This is a genomic window from Hymenobacter psychrophilus (genome assembly GCF_900107135.1).
Lineage (GTDB): Bacteria > Bacteroidota > Bacteroidia > Cytophagales > Hymenobacteraceae > Hymenobacter > Hymenobacter psychrophilus.
Map to the genome: position 1 here is coordinate 436,466 of NZ_FNOV01000002.1, position 25,954 is coordinate 462,419.

19 protein-coding genes are annotated in these 25,954 nt (G+C 59.5%); 13 read left to right on the plus strand and 6 right to left on the minus strand.

Going from position 1 to position 25,954, the window contains the following annotated elements:
* The first annotated feature begins 192 nt into the window (after nucleotides 1-192).
* From topA to BLW21_RS04355, 6 genes are all read left to right on the plus strand, one after another.
* Entirely contained in the window at nucleotides 193-2,694 is a 2,502-nt protein-coding gene (gene topA, locus BLW21_RS04325) for a type I DNA topoisomerase (protein ID WP_092738212.1), read from the plus strand.
* A gap of 177 nt (nucleotides 2,695-2,871) precedes the next feature.
* A complete protein-coding gene (locus tag BLW21_RS04330; protein WP_175470854.1) occupies nucleotides 2,872-3,795 on the plus strand; it encodes a DUF4846 domain-containing protein in 924 nt (307 codons plus the stop codon).
* 160 nt (nucleotides 3,796-3,955) lie between these two features.
* A complete protein-coding gene (locus BLW21_RS04335; protein WP_092738214.1) occupies nucleotides 3,956-4,657 on the plus strand; it encodes an SIR2 family NAD-dependent protein deacylase in 702 nt (233 codons plus the stop codon).
* A 293-nt stretch (nucleotides 4,658-4,950) separates the two neighbouring features.
* Nucleotides 4,951-5,490 carry a metal-dependent hydrolase gene (locus BLW21_RS04345; RefSeq protein WP_092738216.1) on the plus strand — a complete coding sequence of 180 codons (540 nt, stop codon included), beginning with the start codon at nucleotides 4,951-4,953 and terminating at the stop codon, nucleotides 5,488-5,490.
* An 84-nt stretch (nucleotides 5,491-5,574) separates the two neighbouring features.
* On the plus strand, nucleotides 5,575-9,357 hold the full coding sequence (locus BLW21_RS04350) for a BamA/TamA family outer membrane protein (protein ID WP_092738217.1): 3,783 nt from the start codon (nucleotides 5,575-5,577) through the stop codon (nucleotides 9,355-9,357).
* Between the two features lie 152 nt (nucleotides 9,358-9,509).
* Nucleotides 9,510-10,508, plus strand: a complete 999-nt coding sequence (locus tag BLW21_RS04355; protein ID WP_092738218.1) for a Ppx/GppA phosphatase family protein — start codon at nucleotides 9,510-9,512, stop codon at nucleotides 10,506-10,508.
* 152 nt (nucleotides 10,509-10,660) lie between these two features.
* Here the strand turns inward: BLW21_RS04355 and ppk1 are convergent, their stop codons facing one another.
* The 3 genes from ppk1 to BLW21_RS04370 form a co-directional block, all read right to left on the minus strand.
* Nucleotides 10,661-12,979, minus strand: a complete 2,319-nt coding sequence (ppk1, locus tag BLW21_RS04360; RefSeq protein ID WP_092738219.1) for a polyphosphate kinase 1 — start codon at nucleotides 12,977-12,979, stop codon at nucleotides 10,661-10,663.
* Nucleotides 12,980-13,486: 507 nt separating this feature from the next.
* A complete protein-coding gene (locus BLW21_RS04365; protein WP_139255076.1) occupies nucleotides 13,487-14,053 on the minus strand; it encodes a hypothetical protein in 567 nt (188 codons plus the stop codon).
* Nucleotides 14,054-14,155: 102 nt separating this feature from the next.
* Entirely contained in the window at nucleotides 14,156-14,950 is a 795-nt protein-coding gene (locus BLW21_RS04370; protein WP_092738221.1) for a M48 family metallopeptidase, read from the minus strand.
* Nucleotides 14,951-15,233: 283 nt separating this feature from the next.
* Between BLW21_RS04370 and BLW21_RS04375 the strand changes: the two genes are divergently transcribed.
* Both BLW21_RS04375 and BLW21_RS04380 read left to right on the plus strand, forming a co-directional pair.
* Complete coding sequence (locus BLW21_RS04375) at nucleotides 15,234-15,848, plus strand: fumarylacetoacetate hydrolase family protein (protein ID WP_092738222.1); 615 nt, start codon at nucleotides 15,234-15,236, stop codon at nucleotides 15,846-15,848.
* Between the two features lie 68 nt (nucleotides 15,849-15,916).
* Nucleotides 15,917-17,965, plus strand: a complete 2,049-nt coding sequence (locus tag BLW21_RS04380) for a M23 family metallopeptidase (RefSeq protein ID WP_139255077.1) — start codon at nucleotides 15,917-15,919, stop codon at nucleotides 17,963-17,965.
* Nucleotides 17,966-18,060: 95 nt separating this feature from the next.
* Here the strand turns inward: BLW21_RS04380 and BLW21_RS04385 are convergent, their stop codons facing one another.
* Nucleotides 18,061-18,897 carry a sensor histidine kinase gene (locus BLW21_RS04385; RefSeq protein ID WP_092738224.1) on the minus strand — a complete coding sequence of 279 codons (837 nt, stop codon included), beginning with the start codon at nucleotides 18,895-18,897 and terminating at the stop codon, nucleotides 18,061-18,063.
* Nucleotides 18,876-19,538 carry a hypothetical protein gene (locus BLW21_RS04390; RefSeq protein ID WP_092738225.1) on the minus strand — a complete coding sequence of 221 codons (663 nt, stop codon included), beginning with the start codon at nucleotides 19,536-19,538 and terminating at the stop codon, nucleotides 18,876-18,878. Before BLW21_RS04390 ends, BLW21_RS04385 begins: the two co-directional genes overlap by 22 nt.
* Nucleotides 19,539-20,023: 485 nt before the next feature.
* Between BLW21_RS04390 and BLW21_RS04395 the strand changes: the two genes are divergently transcribed.
* From BLW21_RS04395 to BLW21_RS04415, 5 genes are all read left to right on the plus strand, one after another.
* Entirely contained in the window at nucleotides 20,024-20,602 is a 579-nt protein-coding gene (locus tag BLW21_RS04395) for a lipocalin family protein (RefSeq protein WP_092738226.1), read from the plus strand.
* A 63-nt stretch (nucleotides 20,603-20,665) separates the two neighbouring features.
* Nucleotides 20,666-21,115, plus strand: coding sequence for a thioredoxin-dependent thiol peroxidase (gene bcp, locus BLW21_RS04400; protein WP_092738227.1), 450 nt, complete (start codon nucleotides 20,666-20,668; stop codon nucleotides 21,113-21,115).
* 148 nt (nucleotides 21,116-21,263) lie between these two features.
* Nucleotides 21,264-22,154 (plus strand): transketolase, encoded by an 891-nt coding sequence (locus BLW21_RS04405; protein ID WP_092738336.1) that lies wholly within the window; start codon nucleotides 21,264-21,266, stop codon nucleotides 22,152-22,154.
* 166 nt (nucleotides 22,155-22,320) lie between these two features.
* Nucleotides 22,321-23,718: a vWA domain-containing protein gene (locus BLW21_RS04410; RefSeq protein ID WP_092738228.1), complete on the plus strand. Its 1,398-nt coding sequence runs from the start codon at nucleotides 22,321-22,323 to the stop codon at nucleotides 23,716-23,718.
* 90 nt (nucleotides 23,719-23,808) lie between these two features.
* On the plus strand, nucleotides 23,809-24,768 hold the full coding sequence (locus tag BLW21_RS04415) for a transketolase family protein (RefSeq protein WP_092738229.1): 960 nt from the start codon (nucleotides 23,809-23,811) through the stop codon (nucleotides 24,766-24,768).
* Between the two features lie 279 nt (nucleotides 24,769-25,047).
* Here BLW21_RS04415 and BLW21_RS04420 read toward each other — a convergent pair whose 3' ends face one another.
* Nucleotides 25,048-25,899 carry a DUF3644 domain-containing protein gene (locus tag BLW21_RS04420; RefSeq protein ID WP_092738230.1) on the minus strand — a complete coding sequence of 284 codons (852 nt, stop codon included), beginning with the start codon at nucleotides 25,897-25,899 and terminating at the stop codon, nucleotides 25,048-25,050.
* Nucleotides 25,900-25,954: the final 55 nt, after the last annotated feature.

Here is a 25,954-nt window from a genome sequence, read left to right on the forward strand (position 1 = left end):
TCCAACCCGCTAGCCCGGCCCGACACTTACACGGCCTTACGACACTCCTATATATAGGTAGGACCGCCAGTCTGCTTATTTGAGGACCATTGGGATGAGGCCGGATTATTGCAGCATCTTTGCGGCAAAATTCAACTTTTGCGCGGGGCAACCCGTTTCCTACTACATACCCGTTCCGCGTCCTCCCCACCTATGGTCAAAAACTTAGTCATCGTCGAATCACCTGCCAAAGCCAAAACCATCGAGGGTTACCTCGGCAAAGACTTCGTTGTGCGCTCGTCCTTCGGTCACGTCCGGGACCTTCCCAAGGACAATAATGCCATCGATATTGCCAACGGCTTCAAGCCCACTTACGTCGTATCAGCCGATAAGCGCGATATAATCAGTCAGTTGAAAAAATTGGCGAAGGAAGCTGAAATCGTGTGGCTAGCTAGTGATGATGACCGCGAGGGTGAAGCTATCAGCTGGCACCTGGCCGAGACGCTGAACCTGAACAGTGAGAAAACGCGGCGCATTGTGTTCCGCGAAATCACCAAAACGGCCATTCTCAAGGCCATCGACAACCCGCGCGAAATCGACCTGAATTTAGTGAATGCCCAGCAGGCCCGGCGGGTGCTCGACCGGCTGGTGGGCTTCGAGTTGAGTCCGGTACTGTGGAAAAAAGTGAAGGCCGGCCTGTCGGCGGGGCGGGTACAGAGCGTGGCCGTGCGGCTGGTGGTAGACCGGGAGCGGGAAATCAGCGGCTTTACCGTGACGTCGGCGTATCGGATAGTGGCCCGTTTTGATGCCGGTCGGGGAGCCGTACTCGAAGCGGAGTTGCCCACCCGTTACAAAACCCGCGCCGAGGCTGAAGCCTTTCTGGCTCGTTGCGTAGGGGCCGATTATGCCATCCAGAACTTGGAGCAGAAGCCCGGCAAGCGCACGCCTGCACCGCCCTTTACCACTTCTACGCTGCAGCAGGAGGCCTCACGCAAGCTCGGCTTCTCGGTAGCCCAGACGATGAGCGTGGCCCAGAAGCTCTACGAGGCCGGCCGCATCAGTTACATGCGTACCGACTCGCTCAACCTGTCGGAAGACGCCATTGCAGCCGCCAAAACCGCTATTACCGACGCTTACGGCGCCGAATACGCGCACACGCGCCACTTCAAAACCAAGTCGGCCTCGGCCCAGGAGGCCCACGAAGCCATCCGTCCCACCGACTTCACGCTGCTCAAAGCCGGCTCCGATTCGCAGGAGCAGCGCCTTTACGACCTGATCCGCAAGCGGGCCATGGCCTCGCAAATGGCTGACGCGGTAATTGAGCGCACTGTGGCCACCATTGGCATCAGTACCCAACCGGGCGTTACGCTCACGGCCAGCGGTGAGGTCATCACCTTCGAAGGTTTCCTGAAGGCCTATACCGAAAGCAAAGACGACGACGAGCAGGACAGCGACGAGCCGGCGGAATCGTCGTTTTCGCGGGGGCTGCCGCCGTTGAGCGTGGGCCAGCAGCTGCCGTTGCAGCAGTTTACCGCCACCGAACGGTTTGCCTCGCCGGCGGCCCGCTTCACGGAGGCCTCGCTGGTGAAAAAGCTGGAGGAAATGGGTATTGGCCGGCCTTCGACCTACGCCCCCACCATCAGCACCATTCAGAAGCGCGGCTACGTGGAAAAGGACTCGCGCGACGGCAAGGAGCGCAAATTCCATGTACTCACGCTGGATGGCCAGCAGGTAAAAACGGAAATCAAAACCGAAACCTACGGTGCCGATAAGGCCAAGCTGTTCCCCACCGACGTGGCCATGGTCGTGACCGACTTTTTGGTGGAGCACTTCCCGGCCATTGTCGACTTTCAGTTCACGGCCAAAGTAGAGGACGAGTTTGACCGGATTGCCGACGGGCTCGACAACTGGACTGACATGCTGAGCGGTTTCTACACACCCTTCCACAAAACCGTGGAGTTGGGCGAGGAGATTGAGCGCAGCACGCTGGGCAGCACCCGCGAAATTGGCCTGCACCCCGAAACGGGCCAGAAGCTGACCGCCCGCCTCGGCCGCTATGGCCCCTACGTGCAGATTGAGCCGCTGGAAGGCGCCCCCGAAGACGAGAAGCCGGTGTACGCCAGCCTGCGCAAAGGCCAGTTCATCGAGAGCCTGACTATCGAAGAAGCCCTCGACCTGTTCAAGCTGCCGCGGGTGGTGGGCGAGTTCGAGGAGAAGAGCATGACGGCCGCCCTCGGCCGTTTCGGCCCCTATATCCGCCACGACAGCAAGTTTTACTCCTTGCGCAAGGACCAGGATCCGCATACCATCACGGGTGAAGAGGGCGTGGAGTTGATTGAGGCCAAGCGCAAGGCTGATGCCGAGCGGCTCATCAAGTCGTTTGATGAGAACCCCGATATTCAGGTGCTTAATGGCCGCTTCGGCCCCTACATCGTGGCGGGCAAAAAAAATGTGAAGATTCCGAAAGGCGAAGAGCCCGCCGACCTCACGCTGGCGCGCTGCCTGGAACTGGCCGAGGCCACACCCGACAAGCCCGCGCGCGGCGGCCGTTTCGCCAAGAAGACTGCCCCTGCGACCGAGGAAAAAACTGATACGCCGGCCAAGAAGGCGGCTGTCAAAAAACCGGCCGCCAAAAAGAAGGCACCAGCCAAGAAAGCGGCCGGCGCCACGGCAAAGAAACCAGCGGCTAAGAAACCCGCCAAAAAGGCTGAATAATCCAAGTTGTGAACATACTTTTCCGGTGTCGGCGCTTTACGCCCACACTATGCTTTTTTGCAAAGCTCCGGCCCCAACTGGCCGGAGCTTTTTTTGTGGCTTGACCAGCAAATACGTAATCTGCAGCCGCGTTTATATTTTCCTCTTCCGAAGCCTTGCTGCGTGCGAAAAAGCTGTTTGTTCCTGTTGCCCTTTCTGCTCGACTGCACTGGCCCCAACTCCGAATCGGCGGCCGGTACGCTTCCTGAACGTAGTACTGGTGCCACTGGCACCATTGGCAACACTGCCGCCGCACCGCCAGTACCGGACCCGCCCGCCCCCACGCTGTACTCCTGGCTGCCGCCGGGCCGCTACCGGGCCAGCCAGACGGTGGCGGCCCGGTTTGGGCCGCCGGCCGGCTACCAGCGGGTGGCGGTGGCGGCCGGCTCGTTTGGGCAGTGGCTGCGGTATCTGCCGCTACTGCCGGCTGGCGCGCCCGTGAAACTCTATAACGGCCAGCTCAAGGACCGCCAGGATGTGCATGCGGCCGTACTCGATATGGATGTGGGCAGCCGCGACCTGCAACAGTGCGCCGATGCGGTTATCCGGCTGCGGGCCGAGTACCTGTTCAGCCAGAACCCCGATCAAGTACATTTCCATCTGACCAGCGGCGACGATATCGGTTTCAGGGACTGGTATTCGGGCCGGGGCTTCCGGGTGGCGGGCAACTCGGTGCTGCCGGCCACCCGGCCTGCCGAAGCGCCCAGCCACGCCAACTTCCGCCGCTACCTCTACCAGATTTTCACCTATGCCGGCACGCTTTCGCTGAGCAAGGAGCTGCAACCCACGGCCCTGGCCCAGGTGCAGGCCGGCGACGTACTCATCCGGGGCGGCTCGCCAGGCCATGCCGTACTGGTGCTCGATGTGGCCGTGCAGACCGCCACCGGCCGCCGGCTGGTGCTACTGGCCCAGAGCTACATGCCCGCCCAGCAAATGCACGTACTCAAAAATGTTTCGGATGATACCGGCCTGGGCGCCTGGTTCTACCTCGACCCCAGCCAAGCGCGCGTGGATACGCCGGAGTGGACATTCCGGAGCACCGAGCTGGGCCGGTTTGAGTAGAGTAGAAAACTTATTTTACAATGGCCATTCCGATGCTGAACGAATCTGGCGTGCAGCAGTAAAATCAGTTACTCGCGCAACGTCAGCACGCTGGCAAAATTTCTCTTGCCGCTCGATTCGAGGAATGTCGGAATGACTGTTTCCAGCTTCATCACTCACTATGAAAAAGATTGTAGCCTTAACCGGAGCCGGTATTTCGGCGGAAAGCGGACTGGCCACGTTCCGGGCCTCGGACGGACTCTGGGAAAACCACCGCATCGAGGACGTGGCCACGCCCGAGGGCTGGGCAAAAAACCCAGCCTTGGTGCTCGACTTCTACAACCAGCGCCGGGCCGCCGCCCGGGCCGCCCAACCCAACGCCGGCCACCTGGCCCTGGCCGGGCTCGAAGACCAGTTTGAGGTCGTCGTCATCACCCAGAACGTGGACGATTTGCACGAACGGGCGGGCTCCTCGCGGGTGCTGCACCTGCACGGCAAGCTGTTTGAGAGCCGCAGCTCGCGCCACGAGCAACTGGTATATCCGATGAGCAGTGACCGAATTGAGCTGGGCGAGAACTGCGAGAAAGGCCACCAGCTGCGGCCCAACATTGTGTGGTTCGGCGAGGCCGTACCGATGATGGAAGTAGCCATGGAAGAGGTGGAAACTGCCGATGCGCTGCTCATCGTGGGCACTTCGCTACAGGTGTACCCGGCGGCTGGGCTGGTCGATTATGTGCCTCGCAATGCCCCTATCTACATCATCGATCCTGGCCGGCCGCCGTTGTCGGCCCGCCCACGCCTGCACTTTATTACCGAGCCCGCCACCACCGGCACGCCCCACGTGGCCGAGCAGCTGCGGCAACTATTTGGCTTTGATGTTTAGCCTGCTTCCGTCTCGTCCACTATTTCTCTTGGGCGACATAACCGGCCTTCTGTGGCTGGGAGGAATGGTACTGCTAGTGCTATTCAGTGGCTTAGTAGCCGCTATAATAACGACCGGGAAGAGCAGCTTTGTCGCGGGAGCGAATACTCCCGCGGACAAACAACAGCGGCTGACGCTGCTCATAGTACTGGCACCCGTTCTGACCCTTATCCTGTTATATTATTTGATAATAGGGGCGTAATGCGCTGTTTACAAAACCCTTCATTATTCACCCACTTACTTATTCACCGCTCATGGCCTCGATTGTCGGGCACTGCGTATTGGGCGCAACGCTGGCTAAACTACTGCTGCCCGAGCGGCGCTACTGGTCTTACTGGCTGCTGGCCGCCGCCTGCGCCTTTCTGCCCGATGCCGATGTAGTTGGGTTCAAGCTGCACATTGCCTACGGCAGCCTGTGGGGCCACCGCGGGCTAAGCCACTCGCTGCTGGCAGCGGCGGTGGTGGCTACCGTTTTGGTACTGCTGGTGGGTGGTCGGGCCGGGGCGCCGCCACCCGGGCGGTTGTGGCTGCTGCTGCTGCTGGCCACGGCCTCGCACGGCGTGCTCGATGCCATGACCACCGGTGGGCTGGGCGTAGCTTTTTTCAGTCCGTTTGATACCGGGCGGCACTTTTTTGGATTCCGCCCGATTGCGGTTTCACCAATTGGGCTAAAGAACTTTATGGGCGAGTGGGCAACGCGGGTGCTGCGGAGCGAGGCGAAGTGGGTGCTGCTGCCCTGCGCACTGCTGCTGCTGGTACAGGCAGCCGTGCGGCGAGGCATACGGACAGGTTGAACAAGCGGTGTCCATAAAAATTAAAGTCAGATTAAATCGGAATCCGGGCCTATCCGTAGAAGAAAATCCTACACCTTTTTTTCTATGGTATTTAGCTACGCCCGCACGCTGCTGACGGGGTTGAGCCTGACGGCCTCCCTATCGGTTTTCGCCCAAACCACTCCCACTCCGGCCCACAAGGTTTTTCTGCTGGGCAATACGGCCGGTCCCAACCTGCCGGCCAGCCACCTCAACGCCCTGCGCCGCACCCTGGAGCAGCAAACCGGCCCGTTTACCGTCGTGCATCTGGGCGATGTGGTGAGCGGCGAGGGTCTGGGCAGCAAGCAGGACTCGAGCCGCACCGGCCAGACGGCGCGGATTGATGCCCTGCTGGCCCTGGTGCAGGGCCTGCCCAACGGCAAAATCTACTTCGTGCCCGGCGACCAGGACTGGGCCAACTCGGGTCCTGATGGCCTGAAGCGGGTGCGGCGGCTCGAACAGTACATTGAGGAGCACAATGGCAAGCACACCTTCATCCCCGAAAAAGGTTGTCCCGGCCCCTACATCGTGGATATTGCGCCTCTGGTGCGATTGGTAGCCCTTAACTCGCCCTGGTTTACCCACCCCTACGACAAGCCCGAGGCTCCCGATACCGACTGCTCGACCCTGACCCAGGAGGAGTTCCGCGAACAGCTCCAGGACGTGCTCGACGACACCAAGGGCCGCAACGTGCTGCTGGTGGGCCACCAGCCCGTCGTCAGTAATGGCGAATACGGTGGCCACCTGCCGCTCGGCCGCTACCTGTGGCCGCCGGTAATCGGGACCATCAAGGCCGCCTACCACCAGAATGTGGGCACGCCCCGCGACCTGGCCAACCCGCGCTACCAGCAGTTTCAGCGCGAAATGCTGAATACCCTGCGCGACCACCCCGGTGCGGTGTACGCGGCGGCCCACGACTATAGCCTGCAGCTTACCTCCCAGCAGGGCAGCTACCACCTCGTGGCGGGCTCTTTTGCCCAGGCGCGGTACGTAACCGGCAACTCGGGCTCCCAATTCAACGAAGCCAAGCCGGGCTTTTCGGAACTGGATTATTACGCCGACGGCACCGTAAAAACCACCTTTTTCACGTTTGACGAGGATACTGACGCGATTCCCGCCCGCCGGGTGAGCAAAGCTTACGATGACAAGACCACGGCCAGCCCTTTGCGCGAAGCTTACGCGGGCACTTTGTTCCAGAGCGCCTGCCAGGAGCCGCGCCTGCCGGGCGTGCCGGTGAACAGCTTCATTCCGGAGTGCCCTTCGGCTCCCAGAGGGGTGGCGGAGGTGAAACCCGATGCACCCTTCGTGGCCGTGCAGACGCTGCCGGCCGGGGCCCAGTACGGCGGCACCCGCTCGTCGCGGTTCTGGCTGGGGCCGGTGTACCGCAAATCGTGGGTGCAGCCAGTGCAGGTGCGCACGCTCAACCTGAACACCGAGTTGGGCGGGCTGCGGCCCTTCGGACGCGGCGGCGGGCGCCAGACAACCTCGCTCAAGCTCATTGCCGCCGACTCGTCGGAGTACGTGTTCCGGTCGGTTGACAAGGACGTAACCAAGATTCTGCCGCCCGAGCTGCGCAACTCCTTCGCGGCCGACGTGCTGCGCGACATTACGCCCACGGCTCACCCCTACTCGGCGCTGGTTATCAGCTCGCTGCTTGATAAAACCGACATTCTGCACGCCCGGCCCCGGCTGTTTGTGCTGCCCGACAACCAGCAGCTCGGCCCCTACCGTGCCGATTATGCCGGCTTACTCGGTACGCTCGAAGACCGCCCCCAGGACCCCAAACCCAACCTGCCGGGCTTCGCAGGGGCCGACAACATCCGCCGCTCGTTCAGCTTCTTCCGCCAGCTCTATAAAGACAACGACAACCGCATCGACGCCGTGGCCCTGGGCCGGGCCCGGGCCTTCGATATGCTGGTGGCCGACTTCGGCAAGCACGAGGACAACTGGAAGTGGGCCGCCTACGAAGACGGCAAAAAGACCGTGTACAAGCCCATTCCGCGCGACCGGGACCAGGCTTTCACGCTCTGGAACGGCAAGCTGACCTACCTGGCCAACCGCGAGTGGGCGCTGCCCAGCATCGAGGATTTCCAGGCGGAGTTCGGTGATATGAAAAGCCTGAACTGGCCCGCCCGCCACCTCGACCGGTTCCTGCTGCAAAGCCTGAACCGGGAGCAGTGGCAGGACATTGCGAAGTATCTGCAGGCCCAGCTCACGCCGGCCGCCATTGATGAGGCCACGGCTACGCTGCCGCCCGAGCTTAAGGAGCTCTCAACCGACGACCTCAACCGCAAGCTCAAAGCCCGCATTCAGGAGTTGCCCAAGGCCCTGGACCGCTACTATCTGCTGCTGGCTAAGCGCGTAGACGTAGTGAGCTCCAATAAGGCCGAGGTATTCCAGGTGAACCGGCTGGCCGATGGTACGGTGCGGGTGCAGTTGTTCGACAAGGCCAAGGAGGGCAATGGCCCCGCTGGCCCCGCTATTTTCGACCGCACGTTTCAGCCCAAAGAAACCGACGAAATCAGCCTCTACGGCCTCGATGGCAAGGACGTATTCATGGTAACCGGCGAGGCAAAAAAGAGCATCCTGGTGCGCGTTATCGGCGGTTCGGGCAAAGACCAGATTGCCGATAACTCGCAGGTGCGGGGCCTGCGCACGCTTACCAAAGTGTACGACGCGCCCGACACCGAACTGCAGCTGGGCTCCGAGGCCGACAACCGCACGTCGGCCAAGTCCGGCGTGAATGCCTACGACCGCGAGCAATTCGAATTCAACTCGTATCGGCCCACTATTGGGCTGGGCTACAACCGCAACGATGGCTTTGCGGCCAGCGCGGGTATCTCGTTTCTGCGTCAGGGATTCCGTAAGCCGGGGTACAAGAACCGCTACGATTTCCTGCTCGAAGGCAGCACCGGCGGGCAGCGCCAGTTCACGGCCAGCACCCGCCACCGCTACGCCATCGGCAAAGTCGATGCGGGCGCGTCGTTCAGTTACGGCAGCTACTTCCCGTTCTACAACTTCTTCGGCCTGGGCAACAACACGTCCATCAACCAGGACCGCTACGACGACAATTTCTACCGGGCCCGCTACAAAGGCATCCAGCTGAGTGCTTTCCTGGAGCGCACGTTCTTTCAGCGGAGCGTACTGCGCGTGGGCCCCAGTTACGAATACTACAACAACGACTTCGCCGCCAGCAGCTTCCTCGGCACCTACCCGTTCCGCCCCGACGCCCCCGTTTCCGACCCAAAAATCAACACCGATTTCCAGCGTCTGGTGGGCCTGAACGCGCTGTTTGACCTCGATTTGCGCGACCGGCCCACCTTTGCCCGGCGCGGCATACGGCTGCTGGTCCAGCACGATTCCTACCACCAGCTCAATGGCAACAAGGGCAACTTCGGCCTCACCCAGGGCTTTGCGCAGTACTATGGCACGGCCCAGATGCTAATTCCGGTGACGCTGGTAGTGAAAGGCGGCGGCGCCAAAAACTACGGCAACAACGACGACATCCCGTTCTACAAATTCACCAGCCTGGGCCTGCGTGAGGGCCTGCGCGGCTACTACCGCAACCGCTTCAGCGGCGACGCCAGCCTCTACCTCAACACGGAGCTGCGTCTGGCGCTGGGCCGCAGCAAAAATGGCTTTCTGCCCTTCTCCTACGGTGCCTTTGGCTTCTACGACCGGGGCCGGATATACCTGAACGGTGCCTCGCCCGGCGGCTGGCACCAGGGCTACGGCGCGGGTCTGTACATCTCCCCCGTCTCCGATCAGTTCGCCTTCTCCGTGTCTTACCAGAAGTCCGTGGAAAACAACCTGATTCAGTTCGGGCTGGGGTTCAATATTGATAAGTAAGCACGCCGTAGGGCCCGGCCCGGCCCCCGCCCGCCATTGCACCGACCCGACAGAATAGCTTGGCGGTAATCGTGCAGCAGTGGCCAGGCACTAGCCCCGCCCCTACGGCGTGCTTTTATATTTGCTCTCTGTTCTTCTTACCTTTCATGCCTATGATGTTCCCGCTCTCCAAGCTAGCTGCCATTGATATTGGGTCGAATGCCGTGCGCTGCCAGATTTCGGCCGTGCTCCACCACGAGGACCGGTATCGGCTCAAACGGGTCGAGTATATCCGCTATCCGCTGCGGTTGGGCGAAGACGTGTTTGCCACCGGCCGGATTTCGGAGCCCAAGCAGGAGAAGTTCATTAAGTTTCTGCACGCGTTGCGCCTGCTGATGGAGGTGCACGACGTGGCCCCCACGCACTACCTGGTTTGCGCCACGTCGGCGATGCGCACCGCCAGCAACGGCCCCGAGGTAGCTGCCCGCATCGAGCGCGAGTTGGGGATGAAGGTGAACGTCATCGACGGGCAGGCCGAGGCCATGTACATCAACCGCGTAATCGAGCACCTGCTCGAAGACAACAAGCACTACCTGCACATCGACGTGGGCGGGGGCAGCACCGAGTTCAACATTTACCACAACCGTCGCAAAGTAGCTTCGCAGTCGTTTGAGGTGGGCAGCATCCGGCGTATGCAGCAGGAAGAGGCTGGTCTGAGCACCGAGGCCATGCGCGCCACCTGGCAGCGCATGGAAGACTGGGTGAGTACCAACGCCCGCCGCTACCATGTGTCGCGGGCTATTGGCACGGGTGGCAACATCAACAAGCTCTACAGCATGGCCCAGGCCGGCACGCCCCTCGACAAGCCCGTGACGCGCAAGAGCATCAGCGCCCTGCTCGAGCGCATAACGGGAATGAGCATGGACGAGCGCGTGAACGTGGCCTTACTCAATCCCGACCGCGCCGACGTGATTGTACCCGCCGGCCACATCTACGTTTCGGCTATGGAGTGGGCGGGCGTGCAGCACATGTTTGTGCCCGATATCGGCCTTAAAGACGGTATGCTGCAAACTCTGTTCGAAGAACATTTCGAGGAACTCCGCGCCACCGACGACCACCGCCCCGGTGGTCCCCAAACCACCATCCAAAGCCGCCCCACGGAGGTGGAATAGTAGAACTTCATTCTGAGTGAAGCGGAGCGTAGTCGAAGAATCTCGCGTGCAATGGTAACTCCTGATAGCAGGATTACTTTGGCACGCGAGATTCTTCGGCTACGCTCCGCTTCGCTCAGACCGACGTTCTCTTTTCCTTAAACCACTCACCCCTACGCTAAATCGGCTTCTTCCTGCGCGTCGTAGTCGCTGCCGGCGCTCATCGGGATTTCCCGCTGGGCGCGCTCGGACTCCATTTCTACTTCGCCGGGCACTGGGGGCAGCATTTCGGGGGTGATGACGATTACCGCTTCTTTAGGCTGGCCGTTGGCATCCTTGGAAGAAGCCTGGATATTGGCCACCGACAGCCAGTCGTCGTAGAGCGCTTCCTGGGGCATCACCACCAGATTACGGCTATAAAACTCCTTGTGCAGGTCGGAAACGGCCTCGCCCTCGACGGGCGTGCGGCGCACGTAGGCCCCGTCTTCGCGCATCACGTAGGTATTCTGGTTGTCTTGCAGGTTGTAGTAGAGGATGTTGATGGCCTCGCGCTTGAGCTGCGGATTTACGATAAGAAACAGCGCTTCCAGCCGCCGCTCGAAGGAGCGCACCATCATATCGGCTGAGCCGGCGTACAGTTTCGGCTTGCCGGCCTGGTGGAAATAGAACATCCGGGCATGCTCCAGGTAGTCGCCCACAATGCTGCGCACCTCAATGTTGTCGCTGAGCCCGGCCCGGCCCGGCCGCAGGCAGCAAATGCCGCGCACGATAAACCGGATGGGTACGCCAGCCTTGCTGGCCTTGTAGAACTCGTCAATCATCTCCTTGTCTTCCAGCGAGTTCATCTTCATCACGATGCCGCTGGGCAGGCCTTTCTTGGCGTTCTTCACTTCCTCCCGAATCAGGCAAACCAGCTGCTGGCGCATGTCTTTGGGGGCCGTAATCAGGTACTCGTACTCGTCGGGCTGGCTGTGGCCGGTTATTACGTTGAAGAATTCCGACACGTCGTGGCCGTACACTTCGTCGGTCGTGAGCAGGCTCACGTCGGTGTACACGCGCGAGGTCTGCTCGTTGTAGTTGCCGGTACCCAGGTGCACGTAGCGCGTCACTTTCTCGCCTTCGCGGCGGATAATCATGAGCATCTTGGTGTGGGTCTTGAACTTGCTGACCCCGTAAATCACGAAGCAGCCGGCCTTTTCGAGCCGCGCCCCTTCCCGGATATTACGCTCCTCATCGAAGCGCGCCTTCACCTCGAACAGCACCGACACGTGCTTGCCGTTTTCGGCAGCCTTGAGCAGCGCCGCCGTTACGCGCGAGTCGTCGGCGAGACGGTAAATGGTTTGCTTGATGCCCAGTACGTGCGGGTCTTCGGCGGCTTGTTCCAGCAGCCGCACCACCGGATCGATGCTGTTGTAGGGATGATGCAGCAGCACATCCTGGTGCTTGAGGTAATCGAACAGGTTTTCCTCAACCGTTTCGGGCAGGCTCAGGGGCGGCACCGAAGCCGGCTGCTTAAAGCCCTTGCCACGGAAATTAGGGTGCTTGAGAATTTGAAACAGCCCCTTCATATCGAGCAGCGAGCTGATGACGAAAACGTTGCCGTTATCAATATTCCACCGCTCCCGTAACACCTGCATCAGAAAATCGGAGGCGTTAGGCTCCACCTCCAAGCGCACTACGCGGCCTTTTTTACGGGTTTTGAGGCCTACCTGAATTTCCTTGATAAAGTTGGCGTCGATGTCGTCGGATTCTTCGAGCGTAAAGTCGCCGTTGCGGGTAATCCGGAACAGATCGGCCGACAGAATCTCCACGTTGCGAAACAGCTTGGGCAGGTTGGCCCGCACAATTTCCTCGATGGGCACGAACAGCACTTTGTCGCGCCGCGTGAGCTCGAAAAAGCGCGACAGGTTTTGCGGAATCTGCACGAACGTGAGCCGCTCCTGCCCCTTCTCCATCTCGATATCGCCCGAGCCCGTGCGCGTCACCACCCCGAAGATGAGCATCTGGTTCATCATCATCGGGAAGCCGTGGTACGAGTCGTACACCATCGGCGTGAGCAGCGGAAATACGGTGTTTTTGAAGTACCCGTCGGCTTTCTTCAGCTCCACTTCGGTCAGTTCAGCCAAGCTCAGCACGTTGAAGCCGTTCTTCTCGAACTGGGGCTTCAAATCGTTCAAGTAGGTCATCGACTGGTCGTTGATGAACCGGTGGGCAAAGTCGAGCAGCTTGCGCCGGAAAGGCATTTCGCGCAGCCCCGAGTAGTCGACCCGCTCCTTGCCATAGTCGATATAGTTATAGAGCGAGCCCACCCGAATCATAAAGAATTCGTCGAGGTTGCTGCTGGTAATGGCCATGAATTTGAGCCGGTCGAACAATGAGCGACTGGTGTCGCGGGCCTGGTCGAGTACCCGGTAGTTGAAACGCAACCAGCTCAGGTCGCGGCTGATGTATTTGCTTTTACGAATCAGGTCAGCAGATTTGAAGATTTTCATAGGATAGCAGGCTTGAAGTGGCAAAATACGCCAAAACCGCGCCGTTACGTTCTTTTGAGGCGGGAAATACTGTGTTGGGGCCACCGGATACCGCCACTCAGGAAATAAAACGAAGCTGGTCGTGAAAAAAACACAGCTTGGCGGCTTAGCATTGCTTTATTGTCGGCAAAATCCTGTTCATCGAGTGGATAATACAGGTCCGACTCAGGTACCAAAAGGCCCTCGATGCCGCTAAAAAATCAGTTACTAAACTGTCCTCGGGATGCTGCTGGTAGAGCATAAACCAAACAGCGCCGACCAACCGGCCGGCGCTACGTGGTGACGAATTAACAGATGAGTCCAATCCTTGCGAAGATCAGGCCAGCTGATCGGGCTCAGTTTCCGGCTCTGACGGCGCGGGTTTTGGCTTTGGCGGCACGGGCCTAGCCGGCCGCCGCCGGTCGGTGGTAACCAGCAGGGCCAGAGCGGTAAGCGAAAGGCGCAGGAGCCATTTTCGGCTAAGCATATTCAGCGGGCGAAAAAGGCGTTGTTGTTTTCCACCGTCAGGTCGCAGCGGCTGCCGCCGGTGTTTTCCTCGCACGAGGTGCCCACGATTTCGTTGCGCTCGAAGTTGAAGTAGCAGAACGTGCAGCCCACGCTGGTGAGAATATAGCGCGGGGCGTTGGAGCTCAGGTACAGGCTGTTATCAGATGAACTCTCGAGCGGAATAGCCATTCCCCGAAACATGCCGTCGCGCAGGCCCAGGCCTACGAGGTAGTACACGGCCTTGTCTTTAGGCGTTTCCTGGACTTTACGAATGATGGTTTTGTTGATGGATGTGCCGTCGCCGAACTGCCGGGTGAACCGGGTGGTCAGTTCCTGCTTGGGTGTCAGGTATTCCACTTTATTGTTGACTACCTGGGCAATTTGCTTGCTGGTAGCTTCCAGCTGCCGCCGCCCCAGCGCATCGGGGTCGTTGTTGGGCGAGCTGATTTCCGGGAAGCCCCGCTTGGTGGTTTCGCAGGCGCTCAGCCCGCCCAGCAGTAGCGCGGCACACAAGCAGGCAACCGAGGAAGTACGTAAAAAACGATTCATCATTCAAAGTAAGAAAAGTAGCCTTCTAATACCTGAAAAGGGGGATACGCTGTCCTAATGTTCAGCATACCCCCGCTTAGGCATATTTCATTTTCAACCCCTCTAGCGAGCCTTGTAGTACTTACGGGCCTCCGGCAATTCCTGCTGAATGCGGGAAATACGGCTGCCGTTGGAGGGGTGCGTGGAGAGAAATTCGGGCGGGGAAGCCTGGCTTTCGCGGGCATCCATCCGCTGCCAGAATTCCACGGCTCCGTCGGGGTTATAGCCGGCCATGGCCATAAAAATCAGGCCCAGGTGGTCGGCTTCCGATTCCTGGTTGCGGCCGTAGCGTAGCAGCCCCAGCTGCGAGCCCACGCCCACGGCCTGCAGAAACACGTTCTGGGTGGCCGACGGATTCTGGCCCACCGCCGACGACACCACCCCGCCCAAACCCTGGGCGGCCATTTGCTGGCTCATGCGCTCGGAGCTGTGGCGGGCTACGGCATGGGCAATTTCGTGGCCCATTACGACGGCCAAGCCGTTTTCGTCCTTCGTGATGGGCAGAATACCGGTATAGACCGCCGTTTTACCGCCGGGCATAGCCCAGGCGTTTTCCTGCTTATCCTGAATCAGGCTGAACTCCCAGGCGTAGCCTTCGAGCTGCTGCGACTGGTTTTGCTGGCTGAAATACTGTTGCACGGCCTGCTCGATGCGCTGGCCCACCCGCTTCACCATGGCCGCCTGCGCACCGCTATTGACTACCTGGCTGGTGGATAGCACCTTCTGGTATTCCTGAGCAGCCATCTGATTCATCTCGGTATCGGAAACCAGGCTGAGCTGGCGGCGGCCCGTGATGGGAACGGTGGAGCAGGCGGCTGCTACGAACAGGCAGCTAGCCAGGGCGAGATTCTTAAGCATAAGCTGGTTGAGTTGAAAAGGGAAGATAAACGGCCGCTTGCCCCTGCCCGAAAGCCCGGGCCAAACGCGGCCGTTGCTGGGGTCCTATACGTCAGGAACCCGCCAAAATGTTTGCGTTTAGCCCCGGACAATCAAAAACCTCCCCTTTTTGGTACCAGAGGCCCACGAATTACCGTTACTTTTGGCATTGATGGGGTTTTGGCTGGTTGGGTAGTTGGATTAGCGCTGTTTTCGGCCGAACATCATCCCAGTCCCAAGCCCCCAGCCTTCCAAGAATCTACCTATGAAAATCCTGTGCATCGGCCGCAACTACGCGGACCATATTGCTGAACTGCAGAACGAGACGCCTGCAGCGCCCGTCATTTTTGCCAAACCTGATACGGCCCTGCTCCAGCGCAACCAGCCGTTTTTTATGCCCGATTTCTCGCAGGACATCCACCACGAGATTGAGCTGGTGCTGCGCGTGTGCAAAAACGGCAAGAACATCGAAGAGCAGTTTGCGCCCACCTACTTCGACGCCATCGGACTGGGCATCGACTTCACGGCCCGCGACCTGCAGAGCCAGCTCAAGAGCAAGGGCTTGCCCTGGGAACTGGCCAAGGGCTTCGACGGCTCGGCTCCTATTTCTCAGACGTTTAAGCCAGTAGCCGACTTCGCCGACCTGGGCAACATCGACTTTCGGCTTGAAGTGAACGGGCAGGTGCGCCAGCAGGGCAACTCGGCCCTCATGCTGCACGATTTCAACAAAATCATCAGCTACATCTCGCGCTTTATTACGCTGAAAATGGGCGACCTGATTTTCACCGGTACGCCCAGCGGCGTGGGCCCCGTACACATCGGCGACCAGCTAACGGGCTTTATCGGCGAGGAAAAGATGCTGGACCTGGCCGTTAAATAAGCGCTTAGCCAGTCGCCATCCGCTTTCGTTCTGCACTCCTACCCTTTCGCTGCCAAGTACGTTCTGTTTTGAAAAATCTATCTGCTAAAAACTATCCGCTAAAAGCCCATTTCAGCTTCGCACTGCCCTTTTTACTGCTGATGGGCGTGCAGCCCTCGGCTTGCCAGAGCCAGCAGCCGGCTACTTCTGCCCTGGAGCAGCCCACCGATGCTGCAACCGGCAGCCCCGATGGAGCGCCCAACGCACCGAGCCGCCGGGCGGGCATTCCGGCGGTGGCCAAAGGCTACTTCCTGCTGCCCATCAAGCCCGGCCAGGAAAACTTTCTGTCGGGCAGCATGGGCGAGCTGCGGCCCAACCATTTTCACGGCGGCCTCGACATCAAGACCGACGGCCGGGTGGATTTGCCGGTGTACGCCGCGGCCGATGGGTACGTGTCGCGGATGAAGCAGAGCAGCTACGGCTACGGCAATGTGCTTTACATCACCCATCCCAACGGCCTGACGACGGTGTATGGCCACCTCAATAGCTTTAAAGGCCCGGTGGCCGAGGAGCTGCGCCGCCAGCAGTACGCCAAGCAGACATACGATCTGGAGCTGTACTTCGAGCCCGGCCAGTTTCCGGTAACGCGGGGTGAAGTGGTGGCTTTGTCGGGCAACACCGGCGGCTCGGCGGGCCCGCACCTGCACTGGGAGGTGCGCACCGCGGCCGGCCACCAGCTGAACCCGCTGCAGTGGGGCGGCTTCCCCGAAATACAGGACCACGTGGCCCCGATGGTGCAGGCGTTTGCGGTGGAGGCGCTGGGCATTGCGGCGCGGGTGGAAGGGCGTTTTGGTAAGCGCATATTCGCGCCCAAGGCCCCACTGGCCGACGGCAGCTATGCCTGGCCCGATACCATTGCCGCCAGCGGCACGGTGGGCCTGCTGGTGCAGGGCTTCGACCGGTTTGATAAGGTCTGGAACAAGAACGGGATTCAGCAGGCCACCGTGCTCGTGAACGGGCAGCAGGTGTACCAGCATACCATCGACGACGTGCCGTTTCCGGAGGGTTCGCGCCAGATAAACCGCCACGTGGATTATGAGTGGCGGGCCACCCAGGGCCGGCAGCTGGAAAAGCTGTTCGTGGATGATGGCAACGACCTGAGCATGTACACCGCCGGCCCCGGCCAGGGCCGCCTGAACATCGAGCCGGGCAAAGTGTACAACGTGGAAATCCGCCTGGCCGACTCCTACGGCAACACCACCCCGCTACGGCTGGTACTGAGGGGCCAGGAGCCAGCCTACTTCCACACCCGCTCGGCGGCCGTAAAAACGCCCGCCCTGAGCTACGATATCAGCCGCAACCTGCTGGTGGTAACCACCCGCTCGGCCGATACGGCCGCCGTGGCCGGGCCCGTAACGCTGCTGCGTGGCGGCCGCCGCCTCACGCTGCGCCCCAGCTACACCGACCAAAGCCAGAGCACCTACCTCTACGACCTACGCGCCGGCCGGCCCGATTCCATCCGCTTCGGCAACCTCACCCAGCGCTTCACGCGCGAGGCGCTGATTCCGGCGGGCCGCGAGTTCGGTTTCGCCACGGCCAATATGGGGCTAACCTTCGGGCCGAAAACGCTCTTCGACACGCTGTACCTGCAAACCAGCTACAAGCAGGGCCTCTGGACGGTGCATTTGCCCCGCACGCCGCTCTACGAGTCGCTGGGCCTCACGCTCCGGCCCGAAACGCCGGTGGCCGATTTGCGCCGTACCGCCATTTACAGCGTCGCGGCCAACGGAGGCAAGGGCTATGTGGGGGGCAAGTGGAGCGAGGACGGCACCAGCATTACGGCCCCTATCAAAACCTTCGGCCAGTTCCGGTTGCTTACCGACACCACTCCGCCCTCGGGCCGGCTGCTGAGCAAGGGGGCCGGCGGGGTAGCATTTAAGGTGGGCGACGACCTCTCGGGCCTGGCCAGCTACCGGCTGGAAGTGAACGGGCAGTTCCGGCTGCTGCGCTACGAGCACAAGAACGCCACGCTCTTCACCGAGCGCACCGACACGCTGGGCCCGCCCCTGCGCGGCCCCGCCACCCTGCGCCTCACCGACCAGGCCGGCAACGAGAAGGTAATTTCGGTGGTGCTGTAGCGTTCGATAGGCTATAAAATCGGCGGCTAACCCTCTTTCCTTTGCCGGAAGGAGAGTCAGCCGCCGATTTTGCTGGTAAGGCAGCGGCCCCAGCGCTACGGGTGCGGAACGGCAATACCGAGTTCGATGGTAATGCGGGTCCCGGGCTCCGACTCCGGGCCGTGGTGCAGACGGGCGTGCAGCAGTTGGACCCGCACGCCGATGTTGCACAGCGCATTGCCGTAGGCTGGAGCCGATCCTAAGCCAAGCGGCAACGACAAAAAGCTGTAGCCGTCGTCCTGCACTTCCAGCTTCAGAACGGCGCCCTCCTGGGCCAGCCGCACAGCTACGTAGGTGGCGCCCTGGGCGTGCTTGAGGGCATTGGCCACCAGCTCCTGGCAGATGCGGTAGAGCACCAGTTCCCGGACCAAACCCAGCGGTTGATAGTACCCCAGAGTGAAGCTGACGGGCACTTGGCCGGTTTCGTTGCAGATATCCGTCAGGCGCTGAATGGCTTCGGCCAATCCGTGCCGGGCCAGTACGGCCGGGTAGAGGCTGTGCGAAATACTCCGCACTTCCTGCACGGCGGTGGTCATCACGTCCTGCAGTAGCACCACTAACCGGCTGCACTCTTCCGGGGTGGGGTTCTTGCCCAAGTGATGCAGCAGCAGCTTGGCCGTGGACAAGCTGCTGCCAATACCGTCGTGCAGTTCCTGGCTGATATCCTCCCGCTCGCCTTCCTGGGCAGCAACAACGGCCAGCAGCAACTCCTGCTGGGCCACCAACAGCTGTTGCTGGTGAGAGCCTTCTGTGGTGCGCAGCTGCAACTGCTGCTGCAACAAACGGCGCTGGTACATGAGCAGAAAGGCAACCACCCCGCCGCCCGCCAGCAGCATAAAAGCAATACCCCCGTACAGCAGCTGGCCAAAAGTTACTTCTTCGGGGGAAGCCATAGGGCCCGACAATAACAGAGGTACAAAACGATAAATAGCAGGGAGTGCACGGTCCAGATATTCATGTTCAACTGCTTGGAATAGCGCAGCAGGTAGTTGCTAAAAAGGGCAATCTGAAGGTAGGCTGCAAAATAAATGCACAATCCCACCGACACCCAGAACATGGGTTCCTCCCACAGGCGCCGCACCTGCAAATCGTGCAACAACCGGCGGAAGTAGAGCCCGACCATGAGCAGAACCATGAGTCCCTGAATAACCTGCTGGCCCGGCCGAAACCGGTCGGGGGACGGCCCGGCCTGACTGTCGTATAGCAGGTAAGCAACAAAGCCGGTAACCAAGGCCACTACAAGCCAGGTGAACCGGCGGGAGCGCATGGTAGCGTGGTAGACCAGGCCAAGAATCAGCAACTCCCCAACCGTATAGATTGGCATCAGAAACAGGTTGTTGCGCTTCATCATCATCATGGCCAACCCAAGCAAGCCCATCGGAAACAGAAAGAACGCCACGCCCGCCGCCAGATAGCGCAGGTTATTGGGCAGCCGATGGAAGCGCAGCACGCCAATAACGCTGGCCACCAGCACCGGCACCAGCGTCAGGCGCATTAAGATCTGTTGCCAGGACAGATGCATGAGCGTATCCATTCAGCTAAGCAGTAAGTGGTTTGCCAATATGTGGTATAGGTGGCCAGCGAAAGCCCCCCGCTGTGTTCTGGGAGCTGCAGATTGCTCTTTTAATACGCGAACTACGCACCAGAGAGGAAACAGCTGGCCAGATAAAACCGGGATAAGCCGCTGAACAAGCGCTGAAAAACAAGCGCCTAATTTACTAAAAACAGCGGAAGTGGTAGCCCCGAACCAGCCCGCCTCGCTGGCTACTGAAGCGCTATTGAAGCACCTAAAACCCTGTATATCTGGCGACAGTGCTACAAATCACAGCTATTACACCGGCCATTTTCAGCGTAGAAACACGCTTTCTGGTACCTCAGACTTCTAAAGGGATTCACGGCTATTGCGTTGTGGCACGTTGAGGTTTCCAACACCGACCCGCGCCAGCCGTAAGGAGTGTGGAGTTCAACCTTGAGTCATTTCTACCAACCACCGTCGGTATTTCCGTTTTCCCCTTCCCCATGCCCAAAAACCTGCTCAAGCGCCGCCAGCCCATATTGCTCGGAGCCGCTGCTGCCGTAGTAACTGCCGGCGCGGCCGCCTACGCTTACTCGCGCCGCAACACCCACCCCAATCTGCCCACCGTGGCCCACGTCGACCTGAAGCGGTACGCGGGCTTGTGGTATGAAATTGCCCGGCTGCCCGTGCGCTTCGAGAAAGGCTGCCAGCACGTAACGGCCGAGTACAAAGTGCGCCCCGATGGCAAGGTAGGCGTGCGCAATACCTGCCACCAGGGCAGCATCGGCGGGCCCGCTACTTCGGCTACCGCCACGGCCTGGGCAACCGACGACACAAACGCCAAGCTCAAAGTCCAGTTCTTCTGGCCTTTCACCGGCGACTACTGGATTCTGGCCCTTGACGAAGCCGACTACCAGTATGCGCTGGTAGGGTCGCCCGACCGCGAAACGCTCTGGATTCTGAGCCGCAAGCCGCACCTTGATTTAGCCACTCGGGGCCGGTTGGTGGGCATAGGCCGGGAGCTGGGCTTTCCGGTGGAGAACCTGATTTATACGCCCCAGCCGGTTGCCGGCAAGCCCTAACCTGCGGCGCGCTCCGGCGGCGTCCCATTTCCCTATCTCCCCTCCACCTTCTATCTTCGCGGCATGGCAATACCTCAAGCAGGCGAAACGGCTCCGGCCTTCGAAGCACTCGACCAGAACGGCACCACGCACCGCCTGGCCGATTACCGGGGCCGCAAAGTCGCCCTCTACTTCTACCCCAAAGACGACACCAGCGGCTGCACCGCCCAGGCCTGCAACCTGCGCGACAACTACCAGCAGCTGCTGGCTGCAGGCGTGCAGGTACTCGGCGTGAGCATCGATTCGGCCAAGTCGCACCAAAAATTCATAGCCAAGTACGAGTTGCCTTTCCCACTGTTGGTAGACGAGGACAAGAAGCTGGTGGAGGCCTATGGGGTGTGGCAGGAGAAGTCGATGTACGGGCGCAAGTACATGGGCACCATGCGCTATACCTTCCTCATTGATGAGGCCGGCAAAGTTGAGCGGGTTATCACCAAAGTCGAAACCAAGAATCACGCGGCGCAGCTGCTGTAGCTGCTTCAGGAGCCCCGCCCTTTGGCGGGGCTTTTTTACGCCGTTTTTTTTGCTGCTGGCGGCCGGCCTTTCGCTTTTCCAGCAGCGGCTCGCCGCCGAAAGCTCACAAAAGGTACCTTTGCTTTCCTATCAACCCCCACAATCCCGCATGGCCCAGCCTACCACTTCCGAAACCCACGCCCCCGAAGCCACCAAGTCGATTCCCGAGTTGAAGCAGATTGCCACCCAGGTCCGGCGCGACATTGTGCGCATGGTGCACGCCGTGAACTCGGGCCACCCCGGCGGCTCGCTGGGCTGTACCGAGCTGCTGGTGTCGTTGTATTTCAAGGTGATGCAGCACACGCCTGAGCCTTTCGACATGGACGGCATAGGGCAGGATATGTTCTTTCTGTCGAACGGCCATATTTCGCCGGTATTCTACTCGGTGCTGGCCCGCTCGGGCTATTTCCCAGTAAGCGAGCTGGCTACCTTCCGCAAGCTGAACTCGCGCCTGCAGGGCCACCCCGCCACCCACGAGCATTTGCCCGGTATCCGTATTGCTTCCGGCTCGCTGGGCCAGGGCCTGAGCGTGGCCACCGGCGCGGCCCAGGCCAAAAAGCTCAACGGCGACAAAAGCACGGTGTTCGTGCTCATGGGCGACGGCGAGCTGGAGGAAGGCCAGATCTGGGAAGCAGCCCTCTACGCCCCCCACCACAAAGTGGATAACCTGATTGCCTTTGTCGACCGCAACGGCCAGCAGATTGACGGCCCCACCGACAAAATTGGCGGCCTCGGCGACCTGCGCGCCAAGTTCGAAGCCTTCGGCTGGCGCGTGCTCGAAACCGACGGCAACCAGTTCGAAACCCTGCTCCCCACCATCGAGGAAGCCCAGGGCCTGCTCGGCCAGGGCGTGCCTGTCATGGTGCTCATGGACACCCAGATGGGTTTCGGCGTCGACTTCATGATGGGCTCGCACAAGTGGCACGGCGTAGCGCCAAACGATGAGCAGCTGGCCACGGCCCTGCTGCAGCTGGAGGTAGAAAAGGCGTCGGATTACTAGCACGGTGCAAGGTTGAATGCAGCACGACGTAGGGGCGGGGGCTTATCCCCGCCCGCCGTTAAACGATTAACGTTGAAAGGAATCGTAGAAACGGTGCGTACGGCGGGCGGGGACAAGCCCCGCCCCTACAGCGTGCTATAACTTGATTCACATCACTCATCCAAACATGCGGCAGTGGCTGGCGTTTCTGGGGTTGTTGCTGGCGGTGTTGCTGCCCGGTGCCGGCCGTGCCCAGAACGCCGCCCCGGCCCCGCCGCGCACCACCCGCATCCTGTTCCTGCTCGATGCTTCGGGTTCGATGCGGGCGCCTTGGGAGGGCGAACAGCGCTGGGACGTGGCCAAGCGGCTGCTTTCGAAAATGGTGGACTCGCTTAATACTTATCCCAACCTAGAGCTGGCCTTGCGCGCTTACGGCCATCAGCACGACAACAAGGAGAACAACTGCGAGGATTCGCGGCTGGAGGTGCCGTTCGCGCCCAAAAACGCGGCCGCCATCAAGTCACGGCTCAAAACCATTCAGCCCCGCGGCAACACGCCGATTACCTATTCGCTGCTGCAGTCGGCCAACGATTTTCCGGCCGACAAGCAAAGCCGCAACGTGCTGATTCTGATTACCGACGGCCTCGAATCGTGTAAGGGCGACCCCTGCGCTACTTCGCTGGCCTTGCAGCGCAAGCGCGTGTTTCTGAAGCCCTTCGTGATTGGTATCGGAGCTGAGCGCGAGTTCGGCAAGCAGCTGGAGTGCCTGGGCACCTACTACAACGCGGCCGACGTGAGCACCTTCCGCACCATTCTCAACGACGTAGTAGCCCAGACGCTGGCCAAAACTACCGTGGCCGTGAACCTGACCGACGAGCAGGGCCGGCCGGTAGAATCAGACGTCAACCTGACATTTACCAACAACGTCACGGGCCAGCCCGAGTACAACTACGTGCACTACCGCAACGCCCAGGGCCAGCCCGACGCCCTCGAAATTGATGCGCTCCAGAGCTACGATTTAACCATCAACACGGTGCCGCCGGTACGGGCCGCCAACCTGGCCATCAAGCCCGGCCGGGCCAACGTGCTCACCTACAAAACGCCTCAGGGTACGCTGCGGCTACAAAACCCCAACCTCTCCCCCAACCTCTACGGCCGGGTGCAGGCCGTAGTGCGGGCCCGTGGCAACCCCGAAACCGTGCTGGCCCTGCCCTTCGGCAACCGCCAGCAGCTGCTGGCCGGCGACTACGAAGTGGAACTGCTGACGCTGCCCCGGCAGCTACGCCGCATCAGCATCCGGCAGGGCCAGGAAACGGCCGTTACTTACGAGGCACCCGGCATTCTCAACAGCATCTCCGACTACAAAGGTTATGGCAGCATCTACCAGCTCGGCCCCGACGGGGAGCAGACGTGGGTGTACGACCTGCCCGCCGGCGGCAGCAGCAAAATCAACCTGCCGATGCAGCCAGGGGCTTACCGCCTCGTATTCCGCACTGCCACCGCCACCGGCAGCCGCTTCACCGACGTGCGCAACTTCACCATCCGCTCGGGCCAAACCAGCTCGGTTAGCTTGTTTGGAAGATGAAGTGGCGAGGAGAAACAGCCGTAAACAGAACGTGTCATGCTGAGCATGACAATATTCCATCCAGACCCTAAGACTCCCAGACCCCATACCATGAAAGACTTTCCCTACACCGAATCGAAGGATACCCGCAGCGGCTTTGGTGCCGGCCTGCACGAGCTGGGCAAAACCAACCCCAACGTGGTGGCCCTCTGCGCCGACCTCATCGGCTCCCTGAAAATGGATGCCTTCGTGAAGGATTTCCCCCAGCGGTTCTTCCAGGTGGGCATTGCCGAGGCCAACATGATGGGCCTGGCGGCCGGCCTCACCATCGGCGGTAAAATCCCGTTCACGGGCACCTTCGCCAACTTCAGTACTGGCCGCGTCTACGACCAGATTCGCCAGAGCATCGCCTACTCGGGCAAAAACGTGAAAATCTGCGCCTCCCACGCCGGCCTCACCCTGGGCGAAGACGGCGCCACCCACCAGATTCTGGAGGATATCGGGCTGATGAAGATGCTGCCCCACATGTGCGTCATCAACCCCTGCGACTACAACCAGACCAAAGCCGCCACCCTGGCCATTGCCGACTACGAGGGCCCCGTGTACCTGCGCTTCGGCCGCCCCGTGGTGCCCAACTTCACCCCCGCCGACCAGCAGTTTGAAATTGGTAAGGGCGTACTGCTCAACGAAGGCGCCGACGTGAGCATCTTCGCCACCGGCCACCTGGTATGGAAGGCCATCCTGGCCGGCAAGCTGCTGGCCGACAAGGGCATCAACGCCGAAATCATCAACATCCACACCATCAAGCCCCTCGATGCGCGCATGATTCTGGAATCGGCCCGCAAAACGCGCTGCGTGGTAACGGCCGAGGAGCACCAGATGAACGGCGGCCTCGGCGACTCCATCGCCCAGCTGCTGGCCCGCGAGGAGCCCCTGCCCCTGGAAATGGTCGCCGTCAACGACTCCTTCGGCGAGTCCGGCACCCCCGATCAGCTCATGGAGAAGTACGGCCTCAACGAAAAGGCCATCGTGGCCGCTGTGGAGAAGGTAATGGCCCGGAAGGCCAAGTAGCTTTCGGTTAATTCGCAATACAGCAAAAAGCGCCCGCAACGTAGAGTTGCGGGCGCTTTTTTTTGATAACCGCTAACGGGCAGGGCTTGGCGAAGGTGTGGAATTAGCATTCCGTCCGCCCGGAACCGCTGCCTGGCTTTTTAATAAAGTTAAATAGTTAGTACCAAAGCTGGGCTTTATTCGTCAAGCCACGAACCGAAGTGCAGAAAAGTTACCGCTGCTCATTGTTATTCCGTCAAGCCACACTTGCACAAAACCCAATGTTGTGCACCGTTTTGGTTAGAAAAGTGAGTCCCAGTCATAAGTGTCGAAAAATCCACCATTTTGTGATTTCTCTAATCCTTTAACTAATTCCAAGGCTGTCTTGTAAGCATTATTAAGTTTGGAAGTACTGTCCGTTTGGGCTGTGTCAAAATGTGCATGAGCTAGCTGATTACGCACTTCTCTTAAATTTAGTATATCTAACTTAGTAATTCCAGAAACAAAATTATTATCAATCAAAATTTCCAAAAACCGTTCAAAAAAATGAGAACGTGGAGTCACGAATTTTGAAGTTGATGTCTTGTAACCCTTTCTAGACAAGCTATCAAACTCATTTTGTAAAAAGCCGAATGCTTGAATTATTGCCAAGTCAATTGAGAATTTTTTTAGTTTGTCCAACTGAAGAATTTCACTTCCTTCCAAACCTAAAAACTCAAGCTGGGCAATATCCAAATAAACAGCTAGCTCTTCTTTAAGTTCTATCGCAAATTCGTCTTTTAAAAATCGCTTGAAAAATGATATAATTCCGCTTAAATAATAGTAGACCGCTTCTTTATTTGGAAAACCGAATCTATGCTGGATACTATTTCTGTCATCGATTAAAAGTTCCAAAAACGCACGTTCAGGAATTTGAATATTCATTTTGCCTAACTCTTTCATGCAATCCCATATGCCAATGGTTCTATTGGTATTATTAATGTAAATAGTAATTCCAGAAGCGACCAACTTGTCTTTTAGTATTAGTTCTACAGCATTTGCTAAATGAAGGATGATGAATTTATATTTCTTGTCATCGTCGGTCCTAAATAATTCTGTCGAATGAGCCAGCAATTCAATAGAACTTATAAACAGAGGTGATTTTGGCAGCATGATGTCGGTTTAAGTGGCATATAACAGTAGGGTTGGCGAAGGTATGAGTTTCGTT

Excerpts from the sequence above, each read along its gene's own strand:
- topA (WP_092738212.1), top strand. The coding sequence starts at position 193 with ATGGTCAAAAACTTAGTCATCGTCGAATCACCTGCCAAAGCCAAAACC.
- BLW21_RS04335 (WP_092738214.1), top strand. The coding sequence starts at position 3,956 with ATGAAAAAGATTGTAGCCTTAACCGGAGCCGGTATTTCGGCGGAAAGC.
- BLW21_RS04345 (WP_092738216.1), top strand. The coding sequence starts at position 4,951 with ATGGCCTCGATTGTCGGGCACTGCGTATTGGGCGCAACGCTGGCTAAA.
- BLW21_RS04350 (WP_092738217.1), top strand. The coding sequence starts at position 5,575 with ATGGTATTTAGCTACGCCCGCACGCTGCTGACGGGGTTGAGCCTGACG.
- BLW21_RS04355 (WP_092738218.1), top strand. The coding sequence starts at position 9,510 with ATGATGTTCCCGCTCTCCAAGCTAGCTGCCATTGATATTGGGTCGAAT.
- ppk1 (WP_092738219.1), bottom strand. The coding sequence starts at position 12,979 with ATGAAAATCTTCAAATCTGCTGACCTGATTCGTAAAAGCAAATACATC.
- BLW21_RS04365 (WP_139255076.1), bottom strand. The coding sequence starts at position 14,053 with ATGAATCGTTTTTTACGTACTTCCTCGGTTGCCTGCTTGTGTGCCGCG.
- BLW21_RS04370 (WP_092738221.1), bottom strand. The coding sequence starts at position 14,950 with ATGCTTAAGAATCTCGCCCTGGCTAGCTGCCTGTTCGTAGCAGCCGCC.
- BLW21_RS04375 (WP_092738222.1), top strand. The coding sequence starts at position 15,234 with ATGAAAATCCTGTGCATCGGCCGCAACTACGCGGACCATATTGCTGAA.
- BLW21_RS04385 (WP_092738224.1), bottom strand. The coding sequence starts at position 18,897 with ATGGCTTCCCCCGAAGAAGTAACTTTTGGCCAGCTGCTGTACGGGGGT.
- BLW21_RS04390 (WP_092738225.1), bottom strand. The coding sequence starts at position 19,538 with ATGGATACGCTCATGCATCTGTCCTGGCAACAGATCTTAATGCGCCTG.
- BLW21_RS04395 (WP_092738226.1), top strand. The coding sequence starts at position 20,024 with ATGCCCAAAAACCTGCTCAAGCGCCGCCAGCCCATATTGCTCGGAGCC.
- bcp (WP_092738227.1), top strand. The coding sequence starts at position 20,666 with ATGGCAATACCTCAAGCAGGCGAAACGGCTCCGGCCTTCGAAGCACTC.
- BLW21_RS04405 (WP_092738336.1), top strand. The coding sequence starts at position 21,264 with ATGGCCCAGCCTACCACTTCCGAAACCCACGCCCCCGAAGCCACCAAG.
- BLW21_RS04410 (WP_092738228.1), top strand. The coding sequence starts at position 22,321 with ATGCGGCAGTGGCTGGCGTTTCTGGGGTTGTTGCTGGCGGTGTTGCTG.
- BLW21_RS04415 (WP_092738229.1), top strand. The coding sequence starts at position 23,809 with ATGAAAGACTTTCCCTACACCGAATCGAAGGATACCCGCAGCGGCTTT.
- BLW21_RS04420 (WP_092738230.1), bottom strand. The coding sequence starts at position 25,899 with ATGCTGCCAAAATCACCTCTGTTTATAAGTTCTATTGAATTGCTGGCT.